Source organism: Dyadobacter sp. HNCC25DJ187 (assembly GCF_056895255.1).
This window is the reverse complement of sequence record NZ_JBXHAT010000002.1, coordinates 557,502-578,136: the sequence shown is the minus strand read 5'-3', so window position 1 is coordinate 578,136 and position 20,635 is coordinate 557,502. Positions and strand designations below refer to the sequence as shown.

General features: G+C 43.9%; 14 protein-coding genes. 8 read left to right on the top strand and 6 right to left on the bottom strand.

Annotation, left to right across the window (positions count from 1 at the left end; genetic code table 11):
* Positions 1-166 precede the first annotated feature (166 nt).
* From AC1XUE_RS13440 to AC1XUE_RS13425, 4 genes are all read right to left on the bottom strand, one after another.
* Positions 167-1,861: a RagB/SusD family nutrient uptake outer membrane protein gene (locus AC1XUE_RS13440; RefSeq protein WP_483356490.1), complete on the bottom strand. Its 1,695-nt coding sequence runs from the start codon at positions 1,859-1,861 to the stop codon at positions 167-169.
* A gap of 11 nt (positions 1,862-1,872) precedes the next feature.
* Entirely contained in the window at positions 1,873-4,839 is a 2,967-nt protein-coding gene (locus tag AC1XUE_RS13435; RefSeq protein ID WP_483357993.1) for a SusC/RagA family TonB-linked outer membrane protein, read from the bottom strand.
* A gap of 659 nt (positions 4,840-5,498) precedes the next feature.
* Positions 5,499-8,042 (bottom strand): ABC transporter permease, encoded by a 2,544-nt coding sequence (locus AC1XUE_RS13430; protein ID WP_483356489.1) that lies wholly within the window; start codon positions 8,040-8,042, stop codon positions 5,499-5,501.
* 24 nt (positions 8,043-8,066) lie between these two features.
* On the bottom strand, positions 8,067-8,762 hold the full coding sequence (locus AC1XUE_RS13425; RefSeq protein ID WP_483356488.1) for an ABC transporter ATP-binding protein: 696 nt from the start codon (positions 8,760-8,762) through the stop codon (positions 8,067-8,069).
* A gap of 206 nt (positions 8,763-8,968) precedes the next feature.
* Between AC1XUE_RS13425 and AC1XUE_RS13420 the strand changes: the two genes are divergently transcribed.
* Entirely contained in the window at positions 8,969-9,676 is a 708-nt protein-coding gene (locus tag AC1XUE_RS13420; protein WP_483356487.1) for an arylesterase, read from the top strand.
* Between the two features lie 4 nt (positions 9,677-9,680).
* On the opposite strand, the gene AC1XUE_RS13415 is transcribed toward AC1XUE_RS13420, so the two are convergent.
* A complete protein-coding gene (locus AC1XUE_RS13415; protein WP_483356486.1) occupies positions 9,681-9,965 on the bottom strand; it encodes a hypothetical protein in 285 nt (94 codons plus the stop codon).
* Between the two features lie 67 nt (positions 9,966-10,032).
* Entirely contained in the window at positions 10,033-10,197 is a 165-nt protein-coding gene (locus AC1XUE_RS13410) for a lmo0937 family membrane protein (RefSeq protein ID WP_115829497.1), read from the bottom strand.
* Between the two features lie 253 nt (positions 10,198-10,450).
* On the opposite strand from AC1XUE_RS13410, the gene AC1XUE_RS13405 reads away from it, so the two are divergent.
* The 7 genes from AC1XUE_RS13405 (at position 10,451) to AC1XUE_RS13375 (ending at position 20,619) form a co-directional block, all read left to right on the top strand.
* Positions 10,451-11,269, top strand: a complete 819-nt coding sequence (locus AC1XUE_RS13405) for an alpha/beta hydrolase (protein ID WP_483356485.1) — start codon at positions 10,451-10,453, stop codon at positions 11,267-11,269.
* A gap of 6 nt (positions 11,270-11,275) precedes the next feature.
* Entirely contained in the window at positions 11,276-12,016 is a 741-nt protein-coding gene (locus AC1XUE_RS13400; protein WP_483356484.1) for an SGNH/GDSL hydrolase family protein, read from the top strand.
* Positions 12,017-12,125: 109 nt separating this feature from the next.
* Entirely contained in the window at positions 12,126-13,928 is a 1,803-nt protein-coding gene (locus tag AC1XUE_RS13395; protein WP_483356483.1) for a hypothetical protein, read from the top strand.
* A 219-nt stretch (positions 13,929-14,147) separates the two neighbouring features.
* Complete coding sequence (fucP, locus tag AC1XUE_RS13390; RefSeq protein ID WP_483356482.1) at positions 14,148-15,395, top strand: L-fucose:H+ symporter permease; 1,248 nt, start codon at positions 14,148-14,150, stop codon at positions 15,393-15,395.
* 83 nt (positions 15,396-15,478) lie between these two features.
* A complete protein-coding gene (locus tag AC1XUE_RS13385; protein ID WP_483356481.1) occupies positions 15,479-16,378 on the top strand; it encodes an ROK family protein in 900 nt (299 codons plus the stop codon).
* A 173-nt stretch (positions 16,379-16,551) separates the two neighbouring features.
* Positions 16,552-17,130, top strand: a complete 579-nt coding sequence (locus AC1XUE_RS13380) for a YceI family protein (RefSeq protein WP_483356480.1) — start codon at positions 16,552-16,554, stop codon at positions 17,128-17,130.
* Positions 17,131-17,337: 207 nt separating this feature from the next.
* Complete coding sequence (locus AC1XUE_RS13375) at positions 17,338-20,619, top strand: ExeM/NucH family extracellular endonuclease (RefSeq protein ID WP_483356479.1); 3,282 nt, start codon at positions 17,338-17,340, stop codon at positions 20,617-20,619.
* The last annotated feature ends 16 nt before the right edge of the window (positions 20,620-20,635 follow it).

The window sequence follows — 20,635 nt, the reverse complement described above, 5'->3', positions numbered from 1 at the left end:
AGAATACATCAGAAGTTCCAGACAACCCTGTAGGGGTTGAATCGCAGTTAGAACAAAATATTGACTGAATCTCATAAAAACACCCAGGCCAACATCTGAACCCTAACAAAAAGGAGTCGCCCCTTGCGAGCCGACTCCATTTGCATTCTTTCAGTTTAGGTTAAAATCAATATCCGTCATTTTGTTGCATATAACCTGGCAGGTTCGAAGCTCCGTCGATGGCATTTTGAGGGATCGGGAAGATTCTTTTCTTTACGTCACTGTTGGTTTTTTCCGTCCAGGTCCCTTCATATTTTCCAAAACGGATCATGTCCGTACGTCGTACCATTTCCCAGTATAGTTCAAAACCACGCTCGCGGTAAAGCAGGTCAAGCGTCATGCTCGTCAATGCAGGCGGGGGAGTAGTTTTTGTGCGGGATGCACGTACCGTGTTCACATCAGCAAGTGCTCCGGCAGCATCATTACTTTTGCGAAGTTTGGCTTCTGCACGCATCAGGTACACATCCGCCAGACGCAGAATTACAATATCCGCATCGCCTCTGTTTCTACCGGTATTCGATTTTTTACCAAATTCATATTTTGAAACCCTATAACCGCTGTTATAGTTACTTCCGGCTGTCGTGAAATCAATGTTCTGCGAGAAACTTACAGGCAGATCAGCCCTGTTGCGGGTCAGATAAGTAAGTCGTCCTACTTTCAATTTTCCGTCAGGGCATCTTAAAAACGCTCCGTTCACGCGGATTGCTCCATATTGCTGGTCGCGAAGGATACCACGGTTGATCTTGTAATCTGCATCGTTCACACAAGTATCCGCTTTATTGGAGTAAATGGACATGTTCTCCTGATAGAATCTCGGATCTCTTTTAGGATCTGTGGTCCCGTAAGCGTCTGTCCAGGTCTTGTAAAAGTCGCTGGTGATACCAGGACCATCCGTTCCGTTGGCAGCCGGGAATTCCGGCAAAGGGAACTGGTCGCCTGAGATCGAGAAATAGGCCATACGGTTGTGTCCGTTCAGATCTGCCCGCTGATCAACAGCAAAAATGAGCTCATCATTACCGTGATTATTATCATTGAAAATAGAGAAGTAATCAGCAGACAACTTGGCCTGCCCTGAGGCGATGATCTTATCCGTATATTGAATCACCTTGTCCATATCTGCAGAAGCAAATGTAAAAGAAGTACCGTAAATATTACGGTAAACAGCCGAATTCAGGTAAAGTCGCGATAGCAATCCCCACACAGCAGCCTGATTCATCCTCCCCGGCCCCACTGACGATTTAGGTTGAAGGAGAGGCTCAACAGCCAGCAATTCACTTTCGATGTATTTGATCGCTTCCTCACCTCTCACAATTTTTGAGGTCGTTCCGGGATCTTCTTTGATGAATGCAATTCCAAACAGGTCCAGCATCACCATGTTGTAGTAAGCACGCATTCCACGCGCTTCTGCTAAATATTGCGCTGCTGCGGGATAGGTTGAATTTTTGAAACTGGTAATGGCTGTAATACTCCTTGAAAGGGATTGCACGATGTTATTCCAGGTTGCATTTACGTTTGGATCCGTACTGGTAGTATTGTGACGGTGCAGAGCCAGGTAAATTCCATTATCACCCCAGTCGGTTCCACCACGATATGGAAGAATCGCTTCATCCGTGGAGATCTCCTGTAATGCAAAGTATCTCGTATGCAGGAACATGTCCGGCAGTAGTGCATATACCGGTGCAATAAGCCCGTTGGCAGCTTCCTGATCTGTCAGGTTTGCACTCAGTGTTTCATCAAGTACCTGCTCTTTTAAATCTGTACAGGCATTCGACAGGAGTAACATACCTGCCGCAATCATTATGGTTGTTATATTCTTTTTCATTTTTTAATTTTTTAGAAACCAAGGTTTATCCCGATAATCACAGTTCTTGCCTTCGGATAACTCAGGTAATCAACGCCATAAGAGGTGATGCCATTGATTTCTCTGTCGTTGTTCACTTCAGGATCGTAGCCATTGTATTTGGTCCATACAAACAGATTTTGTCCGGTTACCGAAATACGTGCTGTCTGTATCCATCTGCGGATTCCCAGGTTGTTCGTATTCAGACTGTATCCCAATGAAAGGTTATTCAGTCTGAGAAAAGCAGCGTCTTTCAGGAACTGGGTCGAAACAGGGGCAGAGTTATTTACTGACTCGCGCTCGTTGGCGACAGCTTCGGGCGTAACGTTCAATCCTTTTGATAAACGTAGTTTATAGAAGTTGGAGTTGGCTGTATTGTCATAAATTTTGTTTCCTGCTACGCCGTTAAAATTAGCGGTAAGATCAAAACCTTTGTAGCTGATGTTACCACTGAAGTTATACATTCTGGTAGGTAATGCAGATCCGGCAACTACTCTGTCTTTATCAGTCACAATTCCGTCTCCGTCCACGTCTCTGAAAGTGCTGATACCGTTTTCGTCATATCCTGTAAACTCTTTCAGGTAGAATGATCCGATCGATGAGTTGTTCAGATATCCGTTGATGGTAGCAGAGGTAAGCCCTGAGCCTTGCGCCGAACCTGATACGATTACCGAATAAGGAGAGTTTTCTACTCTGTTTTTGATAAAGGTCATGTTACCGCCAATACTATATCTAAGCCCGTTATCCAATGATTTTTTGAAATTCAGATCAAACTCCAGACCCTTATTGACAATACGCATGTCGGGAACGTTGGTCCAGAAAGTACCTGCCGGCTGAACTGGATCTGCCGGAATTACTTCAAGCAAAATCTTTTCTGATGTTTTTGAGAAATAATCAATTTCCCCCGTCAAAGCGCCTTTGAAGAACCCAAAATCTAAACCGATATCTGTCTGAGAAGAAACTTCCCACTGTATGTTGGGATTGGCCAGACGCGAATAGGTGGTTCCACCAGGATAGTTGCTGGTGTTGTCAAGCGGATAGCTCGTTGTTGGAGACACACTTGATGTGAAACGTGCCTGGGTAATTTTGGCAGGAATTTCCTGGTTACCCGTTCTTCCCCAGCCCGCTCGCAGTTTCAGATCCGAAAACGGACCAGACTTCAGGAATTCTTCTTCCGATAATCTCCATCCCAAAGAAAACGACGGAAAAGATCCGTACTTGTTGTTAGCACCGAATTTGGATGAACCATCCACGCGCATAGTAGCTGTTGCCAGGTATTTATCTTTGAAACCATAAGTAACCCTTCCGAAGAATGATTGGAGTTCATTGATCGTAGCATAGCCACCAGGCTTGTTCAAAACCAGGCTCAAATCCTGGCCAAGGCCCGGGTTGTAGATAGGTTCAATGTCCGAGATCGGGAATTTGTTGATGCTGTAATTGCTGCCCTGAATGAAGATCCGCTGATAAGAATGGCCTGCCAATGCAGAGAAGCTATGATTCTTATTATTGAATGTATAAGTCAGGTAGTTTTCAATCAAACGATTGCTGTTGGTAAGGCGGAAATCCTCAAGTCTACCGATTTCATAAGGAACCGTGTTTGGTTTCGTTTGTTTATTCTGACTGGAAGTGGAGTAGTCAATACCAAAATTTAACTTGTAAACCAGTCCTTTGATGATGTTTACAGATGGAGATATATTCGCCAATATCCTGTTATTGATCAGTTTTTCCTTATACAGGTTCATCGTTACCAACGGATTGGTTCCATCTTCGTACTGAAAAGGGGTCCCGTCTTCTTTATAAGGAGCGTAGGTCGGATTTGCCGAGATCGCCGAACCAATCACACTTGGAATGTTTGGACGGTTGTTTTGCGTATTATTGGCATTCAGATTCAGATCGAGCGTTACCCGGTCTTCAAGCATCTTCTGAGATATGTTGATTCTTCCTGTATAACGATCCTGCTGACTGTTTTTGATAATACCCTGCTGTTTCTGAGCACCGAAAGATGCATAGTAAGTCAACTTGTCGTTACCTCCACCCAATGATATATTGTGGTTATGGGTGTAAGCTGTGCGTGAAATTTCTTTCTGCCAGTCGGTATCTGCACCTCCGTTGATTACCGTTGCACCCAGCTTTGCCGCTTCAGCAAGGAATTCAGGTCCTGAGAATACATCCAAAGGACGGGCCATTTTAGATATTCCAAGGCTTCCTGAGTAGTTGATAGTCGCCTGGCCTGATTTTCCTTTTTTTGTTGTAATCAGAATAACCCCGTTCGCACCACGTGCTCCGTAAATCGCAGTAGCCGAAGCATCTTTCAATACGTCCATGGACTCAATATCCTGAGGGTTCAGAAAGTTGAGTGGGTTAGCGTCTCCGCCTGTACCTCCGTTATCCAATGCCATTCCATCCACAACAAAAAGTGGTGTACTGCCGGTACGTACACCGCCTGGTCCACGTACGGTAATGCTTGTTTTGGCTCCGGGCTCACCGGTGGCAGAGGTGATATTAACGCCTGATACTTTTCCTTGCAACAACTGCTCGGGAGAGTTGATAATACCCTGGTTAAATTCTGCCGCTTTCAGCGATTTTACCGATCCGGTTATATCTTTTTTAGCGGTGCTACCGTAACCTACAACTACAACCTCACCCAGATTGGATGCAGACTCTTTCAAATTCACCACCAATGAACCTGCGTTGGATTCTGTCACCAGTAAATCATTTACAGATTGCTTTTCATAGCCAATGTAGCTGAACTGCAGATTATATCGTGTGCCGGTCTGAAGCCGTGGGAAGGAGAACCTGCCATTTTCATCTGTCGTTGCACCTTGCTGGCCTGAGCCATCCGTATTGCTTAGTAGAACTGTCACACCTGGAAGGCCTTCGCTGGTGCCATTCGTAACCACTTTTCCTGAAAGTGTTATTTCCTGAAGCATGACCACACCTGAAGGATTTCCAAAAGGCATTACGCCTGCAAAAGCGGTTGTGTAGAGTCCACATACTGCGGTAATCTGGCACAAGCCGTTTCGAAGCAATCGCCTTTTGATAGAAAAGGTCGAGGTTTTTTTCATAAACTGATTTTGATTAGTAAATACATTAAAGTGGATAATTCAGTCTGTCAGACTGAGATTCTGATCAAATGTTCGACAATTTACAAATTGTATTATGTAAATAAATAATGTAAAATACCGAACAGCGGATGCAAACGTTTGTAATTTTTTCAAATGTGTAAAAAAATGGAAAAGCGGATACAAGTATTAACTGCGTAGCCAGATTTTAGTCGTTTTAGGACAATGAAGTCACATTATATGATTATTAATGCTTCATGCGTGTGCAGATGTCTTTGTTGATTAGGGCAGCGAAGTAACTCTTTCCATGTTACCTGAATGTTAACCCATATTTATGATTTTGTTACGCAGGGGTAAGTTCTGATGTATTTGTACTTTCTAAGCTTTTTTATTTATCATGAAAAAACAAATAATAAATATAACGTATTAGTGCAAACGTTTGCAGGAAGGGAGGTATTTACATATGTCATTCTGTTCATATACCAAAAGGTAAACAGCAAAAAAGCTATCCGACTGCTGTTATAGTCAGATAGCTTTTTATCATACTTATTTCAACATCAGGATTCCTGCCGCAGAATCTGTAATGGTGGTTGAGAGAGGATGCCGCGACTATTGATCAGCCCAATCAACACAGTGAGTGCAGATACAGCAAAGAACAGTGCGACTACAGGAAGAAAATCGGGTGTAAACTCAGCTTCAAAACTGTATTTGGCAAGTGCCCAGCTTCCACCCAGGGATAATAGTATACCTGTCAGCGCCGCCAGAGCTCCTAAGAAAAAGTATTCCAGTGCCGTAATGGCAAAAATCTGTTTGCGGCTTGCTCCCAGCGTGCGCAGTAAAACGCTTTCCTGAAGACGCTGGTATTTGCTGATCAATACGGAAGCAATCAGTACGATAATACCTGTAAGGATACTGAATCCTGCCATAAACCGGATCACAAAACCAATTTTGTTAAAGATCTCATCCAGCACGCGCAGTACCAAAGCAAGATCGATGATAGAGATATTAGGGAAGGCCTGCACTATTGCCTGTTGGAAACGGGCCGAGGACACTGCATCCGGCACATGAGTGAGCATCACATGAAATTGCGGCGCTTCTTCTAAAACACCCTTGGGAAATACAACTAAGAAGTTTGTTTGCACTTCTCCCCAGTTCACATCGCGAAGACTGGCAACTGCTGTCTGCATCATCGTCCCCTGAACATTGAAAGTAAGCGTATCACCTAACTTTATTCTGCTCCGTGTTGCAAAGCTCTGTTCCACAGATATAGGCACTGGTGAGCCATCATTCTTATATGTACCCTGCCATTTTCCTTCCGTAATTTTTTCAGCTTTAGTAATCGAATCCCTGAATGTAACACGGTATTCCCTGCCAAAAATTCTTGCCGACTGCTTGTCCGTAGTATCTTTCTGGAAGTCTGATGCCGTTTTGCCGTTTACTTCATCCAGTCTCATATTGACGATCGGAACACTCTGGTTAACGGGCACTTTATACAACTTTGCTATTTTCAGCACTTCCTCCTTTTGTCCCGGTTGAATGTCAAACAAGACAATATTAGGCTGATTGCCGCTAGTGGATAGATTGACTCTTGTTAGGAGTATGTCCTGTGTGAACAGCAATGTGCATATCAGTGATGTGCCAAGACCTATGGATACAATCAGAATTGCGGTTTGGTTGTTGGGACGGAATAAATTGGCTAACCCCTGCCGCCACAGATAGCTCCAGGAGGTAGGAAAAAAGCGTCTGGTCAGATTAATTAACAGTAACGCTGTCAAATACAAAACAGCAAACGCTGCCAGAATACTGCCTGTGAAAATAAGCGCCTGCTTCCATGATTGCATCTGAAGCCAGGCAAAGCCAAAAACGAAAAGCACAATGAGTGCGTACAATAGCCATGTAACGGGATCTTTTTCAGTTTTTGCGTCATCTGCGTTAGATCGGAGCACATTCAAAGGTGAAACTTTTCTAATCGACAAAAGAGGCGGAAGGGAAAAGAGTATAGAAATCAGTGTTCCAATCAGCACACCTTGTGCGATAGAAAGCCAGGATATATCTGTAGTTAATTCAAATGGCAGAAAATCCTTAATTACCATTGGTAAGAATTGCTGGATAATGGTTCCCAATACCGCACCTATGACTGATCCGAGAAGTCCTATTCCAACAATCTGAATCATAAAGATGATCACTGCCTGATAGGCCTTCACACCTAAACAACGCAGTACTGCAATTGACTTTAATTTTTCACGGATGTAGATATAAACAGAGCTGGCTACACCTATGCACCCCAGAAGCAACGCAACAAATCCGACCAATGTCAGAAAGCGGGTCAGGTCGCGGAAAGATCTTCCGGTATCTTCCTTCTGACTTTCAACGGTTCTGTAATCCAGGTCTGCTTTTTCAAAATCGGGCTTTAATTTTTCTACCAGTGCTTCCACGTCCGTGCCCGGCGCATACTTGATATAATGTCTGTATGCAACCCGGCTGCCCTTTTGCATCAGCCCGGTTTGATCCAGAAACTGCATAGGAATATAAACGCTCGGCGCTACAGTACTGGTAATGCCTGTTTGTCCGGGTGCTTTTTGCAAAATGCCGGCAATGGCAAAGGTTACCTCACCGATTTTAATAGAGTCGCCTACCTGCACATGGTATTGTAGCATCAGCGTCTGATCAACCAGTGCCTGACGTTCCGCTCTGAAGTTTTTTCCGGCTTCGGCAGGAACTGTTTCAAATTCGCCATAATAAGGATAGTCGCCTTTCAGCGCCTTTACCTGAGCCAGACGGTTACCACCATTTTTTGGGAAAACCACCATAGATGCAAAGCTTCTTTCTTCGGAGCGTTCCTTACCGAGTTGATTGACAAGTTTTGCTGTCTTTTCTTCAAGTGGCTTTCCGCTGTAAAGTGCCAGGTCTGCGCCGATAAGCGTAGCGGCCTGGCTGTCAATATTATCTCTGAGGTTATCTCCCAAAGAATAGATAGCTACAAGTGCAGCAATGCCCAGAATAATTGAAGAAATGAACAGCAAAAGCCGGGATTTATTCTTACGGCTGTCGCGCCATGCCATTTTCAGCAGCCACGGGAAATTTAAATCATATTGTTTCATTAATTCTGATGCAAGAAGTGAGGGTTAGTTAAAGCGAATTCCAGATGGTTCATCCTGAATGATCTGTCCGCCTTTTACACGAATAATCCGCTGGGTTTTTGCTGCCAGTTCCAGATCGTGCGTCACCACGATCAGAGTTGTGCCGGCTTCCTTGTTCAGATCAAAAAGCAATTTGACCACCTTCTCGCTTGTTTCAGCATCCAGATTCCCTGTTGGTTCGTCAGCAAAGAGTATCTTAGGTTTATTCGAAAATGCACGTGCTAACGAGACACGTTGCTGTTCACCTCCGCTCAGCTGGGTAGGGTAGTGATGACTTCTTTCAGCTAATCCCACTTTATCCAGTAAGTCCAGCGCTCGGGGTTTGATATTTTTTTCCCCTCTCAGTTCCAGAGGGACCATCACATTTTCCAGCGCTGTAAGTGTTGGCAACAGCTGAAAATTCTGGAATATAAATCCTATGTGTTCATTCCTTACTGCTGCCAGCTGGTCTTCGGATAACTGGTTCAGCTCTGTACCGTACAGCTCTACAATGCCATTGCTGGCACGATCTAATCCTGCGCATAAGCCCAGCAAGGTTGTCTTACCACTTCCTGAAGGACCTACAATGGAAACGGTTGAGCCCGCTTCAATAGAAAAGTTAACATCCTGCAACACAGTAAGAGAATTGCTGCCGCTTTGATATATTTTGCCAACATTGTGAAGGCGAAGTATGGTATTCATCAATTGATTACGTATTTAAGATTAAAGGTGACGCTAAGTTTTGGCAACTTCATTTACTGTGTTTTGGTTCTTAAGTTCATATACTTTCGCCGATTTATGTTGTAAGTGGTTTGAAAAGGTAAATGAGCGGTTGTTGCTGCGGTAAAGATTGTTTTTTTACTTTTATATCAATCAATAGATAAGGTTCTCAAATTAATATGCCCGATATGGCTTTTAAGCGCATTTTATTAAAACATGTACAAACAATTTGCTGGCTGTTTACAGCGATTATCTTTTTATCTTCCTGTAACAACGAAAAGCAATCCGAAGAAAAAGGGGAAGCCCGCAAGCAGGCTGCTGCTCCGGCTGCAACCAGGAAGACGATTGTGTTTTTTGGTAATAGTCTTACAGCCGGCTACGGACTGGAAGATCCTGCTGAAGCCTTTACCGGATTGATTCAAAAAAGAATTGATTCACTTGGACTAGCTTACAAGGTGGTCAATGCGGGCGTGAGCGGAGAAACCACCGCCGGAGGTAATAGCCGTATCGAATGGCTTTTGAAACAGCCACTTGATGTGTTTGTACTTGAATTGGGAGGAAATGACGGACTGCGGGGTATTCCGGTATCAGAGACGAAAAAGAATCTTCAGGAAATACTTGATAAGGTAAAAGCAAAGTATCCCGATGCTAAACTTGTTTTGGCAGGCATGCAAATCCCGCCCAATATGGGGAAAACATACGCCAACGAGTTCAAGGCGGTATATAAGGAAATAGCAGATAAGAACAATATTGTCCTTATTCCGTTTTTACTGGAAGGTGTAGGAGGAGAAGCAAAGCTGAATCAGGCGGATGGGATTCATCCAACTGCGGAAGGACACAGAATTCTGGCAGAGAATGTTTGGGTGGTTATAAAAGATATACTGGATAGCAAATAAAAATTCAGGATGGCTTTATTTTCTGCCAAAGCTCCAGTTTCGCTTTCAGAATTTCCTCTCTTGTCACATAATTATCGAAGGTGTCAGAATATGGACCGGCAGGAAACTTCGGTTTGATCACTCTGGATATATAACCTCTGTCGGAGAATGGATCAAGCCAGCGGTCCGAATTGGGTTCTTGCAGAAATATAAGATAGCCCCAATTCGACTTGTTCTCATGAACGTAAAGCCATACAGATATCTTAACCTGGCTACCGTCTTTCCTTCTCAAAATTTTTTCGTGTGTCATGGTATTATCATCAGAAGCCAAAAAAACTCCGGAAATAGAAATTCCCGGAGTTTTTTTATCAATATCGTTAAACGACCCTGTCGCCTCTGATCACACGAAGTATCACCGCCACTACAGCAATAACCAATAAAATGTGAATAATGTTGCCCATGCCGAAGCTAGCAAAACCGAAATAGCCAATAAGCCAAAGAATAACCAGAATCACGGCTATTGTATACAGAAGATTTCCCATTGTAGTGATGTTTAGTTTTATACGTTGTGTATGTTGGTGAGCTTATTCCAATTTAAGTGCCAGCATAAAAAGTGCCGCTTTTTATGCTGATTTCTACATTCACAGGGAATCCGGGCACAAAAAGAGCGGAAAGTTGTAGAGAAATTATCTCATGACATCCAATATTGTTTGCGCCTGGAAGCAAACCAGGTATTCACAGTAGCACGTCGTTATCTATATTTGATCTTTTAAATCCATTTACCTTCATATTTCCATGATAAAGAAATACCTGCTTGCCGTGCTGCTGACTATTACGATGTTCTCAGCAAATGCATCCATCATTGATACCGTTGAAACCTACAGCGATGTGATGAAGAAAAAAATTAAGGCTGTGGTTGTAAGACCAGACCAATACGAAACCCTTAAAGAGATGCCGGTAGTATACCTTCTTCATGGATATAGCGATGGCTACGATGGATGGCTGAAGAAAGGTGACGGTTTTCAGAAAGCCGCGGACTTGTACAACATCATGATCGTTTGCCCGGATGGCGGATATAGCAGCTGGTACTGGGATAGTCCGGTTGATGAAAAGTTTAAATACGAAACCTATGTATCCAAGGAGCTGGTTAATTTTATCGATAGCAAATACAAAACAATAAAAGACAGGAGCGGACGCGGTATTACGGGTTTAAGCATGGGTGGTCATGGTGGGCTATATCTGGGGATCAGGCATCAGGATGTGTTTGGGGCGGCAGGTAGTATGAGTGGGGGAGTGGACATTCGTCCTTTCCCAAACAATTGGGATATGGCAAAGCGATTGGGTAAATATGCGGATCAGCCCGAAGCATGGGAAAAAAATACGGTGATCAATTTGCTTCACTTACTCACACCTAATTCTCTTGCGCTGATCATTGACTGCGGTACAGATGATTTCTTCTACAAAGTGAATGAAAACCTGCATCAGGAACTCATTTACAGAAATATTCCTCATGACTATATCACCCGTCCTGGTGGACATAACTGGCCGTACTGGAAAAATGCAGTGCAATACCAAATGCTGTTTATGAGTAATTATTTTAATAAGACCAAGTAGTTTGCCATGAGTAGGAGGAAATTTATCAAAGGTATCGTTGCTTGTGGACTTGCTTCCGCTTATGCCGATAAGGCTATAGGAGCGGTTAGCCAGCCTGAGATACCTGCCCGTTTGAAAATTTTATTTCAGGGCGATTCTGTTACAGATGGGAATCGTAGCCGGAACAACGACTGGAACCACGTAATGGGCCATGGTTATGCCTACACCATTGCAAGCAAGCTCTGGTATGATTTCCCTGAAAAAGGCTTTTACTTCTATAATCGGGGTATTAGCGGTAATCAGGTGACAGATCTGGCCAACCGCTGGCAAAGTGATACCGTAGATATTGATCCGGCGTGGCTGAGTATTCTGGTCGGAATTAATGATGCGGAAGCTTATATAAAAGGGAATCAGACGTTGACTACCCACAGCTTTGAAACCAATTACAGGAGTCTGCTTCAAAAGACAAGAGAGAAATTGCCCGAAACAAAATTAGTACTCGGAGAGCCTTTTATTCTGCCTGTTGGAAGGGTTAGGGAACGCTTATCATTGTACGAATACGAATTGAGTCAAAGACAGGAAATTGTCAGGAAACTGGCCGATGAATTCGGAGCAATACTGATACCGTATCAGTCTGCTTTCACAAAGGCATTGGATAAAGCGCCTGCGGATTACTGGATATGGGATGGAATACATCCCATGCCCGCCGGACACGAATTGATGGCAAGGCTATGGCTGGAGCATGTGGGACCGGAACTGGGTATTTAGCCCTATTTCAGGACTGACTTATATCAGTACAACTGCTAACAGAAGTCAATTTTTACCGCGTTTAGTTGCTTTATTTTTGGATCTTCAAATTTATTGCTTCCGGCAAATCATGATCCAGACAAACCAAACGCATACATTTCATATCCCCGTTCTAGGCTTGGGATATTCTGTTGATACCCCTGTTAAAGTATCTCCCTTCGGTATTTCATCCGTTGCTTCTATCGTTGACGACGAAATGATAGAACGTATGAGAAAGCACCATGCACTCCAGGCAGGTGAAGAATATGTTCATATACCGAAATCAGAGGATGATTTCAGAAGTAAACGGATAACCGGCTATCTGGATCTGATCGACAGGATTATTGACAGGAAATTCCAGAACTTACGCAAAGAACCTTTTGAGCCCGGAACCGACATCACCCGCTATTTTGATTTGCTACCGGAAAGTTCGCTGCTCAAAGCGGAATACAACCTGGTGATGCGAATGCCGGAGGGTGAGCAGCGGGATACAGCTCAGAATCAATTGAGAAAGAAAATATCAAAAGGAGCCATTGACGTAAACATTATGTCAAAGGTCGATAAGCTGAACAAAGATGTATTCGGTCAGCAGCTTGATGACCGTTTTTCAGATGCTTCTGCGGCATTACTCGGATTCGCAAAAAGTACACTTCAATCCTCGCTGGTTTTGTCTGCCGGAATGAATCCAAGACTGTACAACTACCTGGATCAGTTTGATGTGTTTTTTCCTGATGCACAGGGAAATCTGGCTAAGAAGATTATTCTGAAGGTAAGTGATTTTCGTTCGGCCTTCATTCAGGCTAAGTATCTTGCCAAAAAAGGTATCTGGGTTTCAGAATTTCGGATTGAATCCGGCCTGAACTGTGGTGGTCATGCTTTTGCTACGGAAGGGTATTTATTAGGACCTATTTTGGAAGAATTTAAGGCAAAACGCCAGGAAATGCTTACAGATCTTTTTCAGCTTTATCAAACTGCACTGGAAAGCAAAGAAATTGAACTCAGCAAAATTCCGGATCTACGCATCACTGTTCAGGGTGGAATCGGAACCGCTGATGAAAACAGCTTCCTGCTGGATCATTATCAGGTAGATGCCACAGGATGGGGTAGTCCGTTTTTGCTTGTCCCTGAAGTTACCAGTGTGGACGAGCAAACCTTATCGGATCTCACTGCTGCCAATCAAGATGATTATTACGTCAGTAATTCTTCTCCGCTGGGTGTACTTTTTAATAATTTCAAAAAGAGCAGTGCTGAAAAACAGCGTCTGGAAAGAATTGCCAAAGGGCGCCCGGGAAGTCCATGCAAAAAGAAATACCTCGTATCCAATACCGAATTTACACAAGAACCGATCTGCACGGCGTCAAGAGAATATCAAAGGTTGAAAATTAAACAGCTCGAAGCCCTGGAGCCACGGCCCGCAGATTTTCAACAGCAGTTTGATGCCATTACGGAGAAACTGTGTTTGTGTGAAGGGCTGAGTACATCCACTTTGCTTAAAAATAAACTGTTATCCCCAAGAGAAAATCACGCGGTATCTATCTGTCCGGGACCGAACCTTGCCTGGTTTTCGAGGGTATATTCACTGGACGAGATGGTGAAACACATTTATGGGAAGGTTGATCTGCTCACCCATGTGAGTCGCCCAAATATGTTCATCAACGAGCTGAATCTATATGTGGAGCATTACCGTAGAGATTTGGAGATGCATGCTGCTGCTCTGAATGATAAAAAGAAGAAATACCTTCAGAAGTTTAAAGATCAGCTGCTGGTGGGTATTGAATATTATAAGGAGCTAGTGCCTCAGCTAGGCAATCAGACCAAGGCTTACAGGGATGAAATGTTTGCACAGTTAAGCGCGATTGAAGGGCAGCTGATAGGAATGGGAGTTGCAGTTTAAGGCACGCTTTTAAGCAGTCGGAGAATTGTTTATGGTATGATGCTGTGGGTTTGCTAACCTGCAGCATTTTTTGTTTCAGGGCTGAGTAATTTGCTACTGCTGACAGACCTCAGACTGGGACCAATCCAAAACTTTTGCCGCAAAGCAGTTTTTACGTTTCTGTCAATTACATTTGCAGAAATAGAACCTACCTTACATTTATTTTTACTATTCAGCTAAATGAGTAACCTTACATCGCCTGTCGATTCCGCAGCGCCAGCCAAATTCACAGATCAGAAATACCTTGTCACACTCATCTTCGTCACGTCCCTGTTCATGTTCTGGGGAATTGCGATTACCATGGGAGATGTATTGAACAAACATTTTCAGCATACATTAAGCCTTTCTAAAACGCAGTCTGCCTTCGTACAGTTTGCGATTTTTGGTGCCTATGGTATCATGGGGATTCCGGCGGGATTGTTTATGAAGCGGTTCGGATATAAAAATGGTGTGTTGTTCGGCCTGACGCTTTTTGCTGTTGGTGCATTCCTGTTTGTTCCGGCGGCTGCGGCGGCTTCCTTTCCCTTCTTTGGAGGGGCTTTGTTTGTTTTGGGTTGCGGGCTGGCAACCCTGGAGACGGTTGCTCATCCGTTTGTCGCATCTTTGGGTGATCAGCGCACGAGCGATTTGCGGATCAATTTTGCTCAGGCATTTAATGCCCTCGGCACCATTATTGGTCCTGCGGTAGGTTCTTATTTCCTGCTTAGAAACAATGTGGAAGGCAGCAGTGATCTTACTTCGGTCAAAACCCTTTACATTGTCATCGGTAGCATTATCGCAACAATTGCAGTATTATTCTCTTTTGTTAAAGTTCCTACCCTTACCGATCCGCATGTCGCTGTCGATTTGGATGCAGTAAACACAGATGCTGCTCCGGGGAAATCACTTTTTGAACATAAACATTTTGTTTGGGCTGTAGTAGCGCAGTTTTTCAATACAGCAGCGCAAGCCGGTACCTGGGCATTTTTCATCAATTACGGCCATGAAAAAATGGGTTTTACCGATGAGGTAGCAGGTAACTACATGATCCTGTTCTTTGTTTTAATGCTCACGGGACGTTTCGTAGGAACGTTTCTGATGAAGTATATCGCTCCTCATTCGCTGCTGGCTATTTTTGCGGCCTGTAACATTGTGATGTGTTTGATGATTGCGCAAAGTTGGGGTTGGCCGTCGTTTATTGCGCTGCTGATGCTGAATTTCTTCTTTAGTATCATGTTCCCTACGATTTTTAGTTTGGGTTTAAAAAACCTGGGAGCACATACACAACAGGCATCTTCATTCATTTCGATGGGGGTTGTAGGAGGAGCATTTTTCCCGTTTGCGATGGGTGCGGTTGCAGAGCATGATGTTGCTATGGCATACTATCTGCCTATCATTTGCTATACAGTCATTTTCTTTTTCGGATATAAATTTTATAAGGTGCGCTAGAATGGTGCAGTAAAGCTTAAAAGTTATTTAGTAATTAATAAAATGGCCCACAGCCGACAGCTGATAGCCGACAGCCAACAAATATGAAACTTTGGGGAATAGATTTAGGAGGTACGAAGATTGAATGTGCCGTTTTGGATTCAGATAATAACCTGGAAGTAATTACACGCAAGCGATTGCCTACAGAGTCAGTAAATGGATATGACCATATTTTATCTCAGATTAAAAAACTGATTGATCTTGTAGCCGATGAAGTGGGTGAGCGTCCTTCCAGACTTGGATTTGCCACACCGGGTGTATTAGAGCCTGACACGCAATTGATGAAAAATTCCAATACAACCTGCCTGAACGGAAAAGCGATGGGTAAGGATCTGGAATCATTACTTGGGATTCCATGCCAGCTTGCTAATGATGCCAACTGTTTTGCACTTGCCGAAGCGCTGATGGGAGCAGGTAAGGACTACCCGAAAGCTGAAGTTGTATTCGGGGTCATTATGGGCACAGGTGTAGGAGGCGGATTGGTCGTAAATAATAAAATCATTGGCGGACATCACGGTATCGGAGGAGAGTGGGGACACAATATACTGGAAGAAAATGGCGAGGCCTGTTACTGTGGAAAGCAAGGCTGCGTAGAGCAGGTTATTGCAGGACCGGCGCTGGAACGTCACTACGAGAGAATCAGCGGCGAGAAAAAATCACTGAAAACGATTTTGGAAGAATATCAGAGCGGAAACAATGAGTTTGCCAATGCTACAATTGAACGGTTACTGGAGTATTACGGAAGAGCTATTTCTACACTCGTTAATGTACTTGATCCGGGTTTGATCGTGATCGGTGGAGGAGTAGGAAATATTGACCTGCTTTATACCGAAGGCTATGAACGTATTAAGAAATACATTTTTAATAAAGGTGTGATCACTACGCCAATTTTAAAACCTCGTCTGGGTGACAGTGCCGGTGTATTTGGTGCCGCCTTACTGTAACCTGTTGATTGAAAGTGCTATAGAAATGCCGGAAATGCCGAAGGGTTTTCCGGCATTTCTGTTATGAAATGATTAGTATTTCCAATACCGCCTATGCGTATATGGTTCTGTGCTGAGAAAATGCCTAACTTGTCGTTGTAGTAGTTTTATTAATTGAATCAATAAACACAAAAATGATGAAAAAGCTTTTTATGATCTTGCAACTGGCATTAATATCTGCAGGTGCATTTGCCCAATCGGTATGGCAAAATGATAAGGCACATTCCCAGCTTAAGTTTGACATTACGCACCTTGGCGTGTCGACTGTCAGCGGTGCATTCAGTGATTTTGACGCAACGGTTACTGGTTCCAAAGCTGATTTCAGTGATGCTGTTTTCCAGCTTACTGCCAAAACGAAATCAATCAATACCGGTATTGATAAGCGCGACGATCACCTCAGATCTGCAGATTTTTTCGATGCGGAGAAAAATCCTGAACTTACTTTTAAAAGTACTTCACTGAAAAGTGCTGGCAAAGACAAATACACCTTAATTGGTAATCTGACCATGCACGGAGTGACCAAACCTGTTACGCTGGAGCTTTGGTACAGAGGAACGATCGATAATCCGATGTCTAAAAAACCAGTTGCCGGCTTCAGGGCCACGGGAAAGATCAAACGCGCTGATTTTGATTTGGGTGGCAAGTTTGCTCCACCGATGTTAAGTGAAGAAGTGACCATTGTTGCTGATGGCGAGTTTGGCCCCAAGGAATAGAATACAGGCTATCTAAGTCATTGGTCAGGGGAGGGTGTTCAGGCATTACCTCCCCTTACTGTTTTTAATATGATTTGATTAACTTCTTGGACAATACAAACAACTTTCCCGTGCTTTTGAAATCTTAATAAAACCGTCACATGTGGGCGTTTTGTATAGTATATATTTGATTTTTTATCTAGAATAAATTCAAATATATCAACGCTAATGAGACTAAAACTTCTACTCCTAAGTATCCTCTTTACCGGCTTCTTCCAGATCAAAGCGCAGATTGCAAATCACGTGGTGATCAGTGAAGTATATGGTGGTGGGGGAAATGCCAATGCAAGTTATAATTATGATTTTGTTGAGTTATATAATCCTACAGACGGTGATATAAGCTTGGCTAACCATTCCGTTCAGTATGCTTCGGCAACCGGAGAAAATTGGAATGTCACTGCACTATCCGGTTCTATCAAGGCAAGGGGTTACTATCTGATTCGCCTCGCAACAAACAATGCTGCTGTAGGAACAGCGTTACCAGCTCATGATGCAAGCGGCTCTGCTAATATGGCAGGAGCTGCAGGTAAGATAGCATTGTGCAGTAGCACTACTGCTTTGTCCACAACCACTCCAAGTTCACCTGCCCTGATTGATTTTGTGGGCTTCGGAACAACAGCCAGTTTTTTTGAAGGCTCTGGTCCTACGCCTGCGCCAAGTAATATTAATTCTGTCGAGCGTGCTTCCGGTGATGGGCTATGGGTGGATCATGAAGGAAACGGTTGGGATAGTGACCGGAATAATCTGGACTTCAAGGCAGGTTTGCCATCTCCTCAAAACTCAGCATCTCCGGTAGAACCCGCAGCACCCAGCACAGCGCCAAAGATTACGTCGACACCCGCTACTTTGGATTTTGAAAGAGTAAATGCAAATACCAGTTCAGCTGAAAAAACAATTCTGATAAGATTTGCAAATCTGGATGCTAGCGATGCAACAATTTCAGCCGACGGACCTTTTCAGATATCAAAAACAGCAGGTGGGCCCTACACTACTTCTGTTATAATAGCAGAATCGGAGCGTGCCGTTGCCGGCGTTACCATTTATGTTATCGCACAACCAGTCACGGCAGGTATCGTATCGGGTGCGCTTACTCTGGCACATGCGAATCTTGCTTCATCAGCAAATGTTTCGCTTTCAGTAAATGGAATTGTACCACCAACAACTGTTACCAAAATCAGCCAGATCCAGGGATCAGGCCAACAGGCGACTCCGGGAGCATATATGGTTGAAGCAATTGTAACCGGAGTGTACAATACCCTTAGTCCGGCAGGTTTCTACATACAGGAGGAAGATGCAGATGCAGATAATGATATCAATACTTCTGAAGGAATATTTGTGGTGGCTACGAATGCCACTGTTCAGGTAGGAGATCAGGTGCGTGTGATTGGCGAAGTGCAGGAAAACGCTGCAGCTCCTTCATTCAATCAGGCTGTAATTACTTCACCGGATATCTCGGTACTGACACAAAATAACCCATTGCCTTCTTTTGCAATCATTAATAATACGGATTATTCAACGGCAGGAGCAGAAAAATATGAAGGTATGCGTGTACAGTTCGCTTCGCCACTTATTGTTTCCGACGTAAGGAGCCTGGCTCAATTCGGAGAGATCAGTCTTTCAACTAACGGAAGCGTTTATGTTCCTACACAGATTATTGATCCGAATGATGATCCTGCTTCCGGTACCAGTTCAAGCGGAACATCCAATGCTGCTGCTGTGACTGCTTATGCTGCATCGAATGCTTCAAAAGTAATTCTTTTGGATGATGGATCAGGTCTTTCTAATCCTCCAACGACGCCCTACCTGGACCCGGCGTTAGGAACTGTTCGTGTTAATAGTACAATTGCTTCTTTGAAAGGAATTATGGGTTATGGATTCAACGCATATCGTATCCAACCCCTTGAAGGTGCTGATGCTCCGGTGATTTCAGTGACGCGTCCTACTGTGCCCAAGTTTACGAAAACAGATGTGAAACTGGCCAGTTTTAACGTGTTAAACTATTTCAATGGAAATGGCCAGGGAGGCGGTTTTCCTACATCACGGGGTGCTACAAGTGCTGCGGCCTTTGCTATCCAAAGAAGCAAAATTATCAAAGCACTTGCTGAGATGAATGCGGATGTGGTAGGATTAATTGAAATTGAGAACGATGGGGTAGGCGAGTTCTCGGCAGTCCAGGATCTTGTAAATGGGTTGAATGCTGAACTAGGAACTCCTAATGCCTATGCAATTGTCAACGATGGTACAAACATTCAAACAGGCAATACAGATGCAATTAAGTGTGCAATCATTTACAAGTCCGCAGTGGTAGCCCCTGCTGGCGCAGCCTCATTGAGTGCTGTGTCAGGCCAGCGGCCTTTCCTGGGACAAACCTTTGAGACTGTTGTGACTACTCCGGTTGCCAGAGCATTTGCGGCGGAACGCTTCAACTTTGTGGTGAATCATTTTAAATCAAAAAGCGGAACAGGAACCGGGGCGGATGCGGATCAGGGTGACGGTCAGAGTCCATTTAATGCAACAAGAAAAACGCAGGCTGTGGCACTTTTGAGCTTTATCAACGCATTGGAAACAGCTGGCGGTACAAATCGGACTATAAGTGTTGGTGATTACAATGCCTATTACGAGGAAGATCCGATGGATATCTTGAGAGCAGGCGGAATGAAAGTTCCTAGTGCAGCTACTGATTACTCCTACCATTTTGATGGTGCACTGGGTTCTCTTGATCATGCAGTGGTGTCCTCATCGATGGCTCCGTTTACAAGTGTGAAGAAATGGAACATCAACTCTACAGAACCGGCCTTTCTACAATACACGAACGCATCCCGCACTGATGCAGACAGTCCGTTCAGATCATCGGATCACGACCCTATTCTGATCAGCCTGGACTTCTCCGGTGCGCTGCCTGTAAGATTGATATCCTTCCAGGCAAAGGCAGTAAAGGCGGGGGTACAATTGGAGTGGAAAACAACAGATGAAGTAAATAACAGTCATTATACAGTTCAGCGTTCTGCGGATGGTGTTTCGTTTGAAGATATCTCCGTGGTGGATGCAAAAGGGAATACGAGTCTGGCAACTTATTCCGCCATCGATACAGCACCATTGCAGGGCATGTCTTATTACAGATTAAAGCAAACAGATTTGGATGGAACCTTCACCAACTCCAGAATTATTACGGTGAAATTCGGTGAGGAATCGGGGATGCAGCTCATGATCCATCCTAATCCTGTGTATGATCAAATCAATTTAACATTTACCGGTGAGGGAGCCAGTCACCGCGATCTGAATTATACCATTTACAACAAAGAAGGAGTTGGTTTGTTTTCAGGTAAAGGATCGCCGGAAAAAATCAGTGAACAGGCAAATAGTTTCCTTCCTGATCTGAAAACGGGTTTGTATCTGATCAAAATTTCCAGTGATACCGACAGTCGCACATTCAGATTTGTAAAACAGTAATTACTGAGCATCAAAT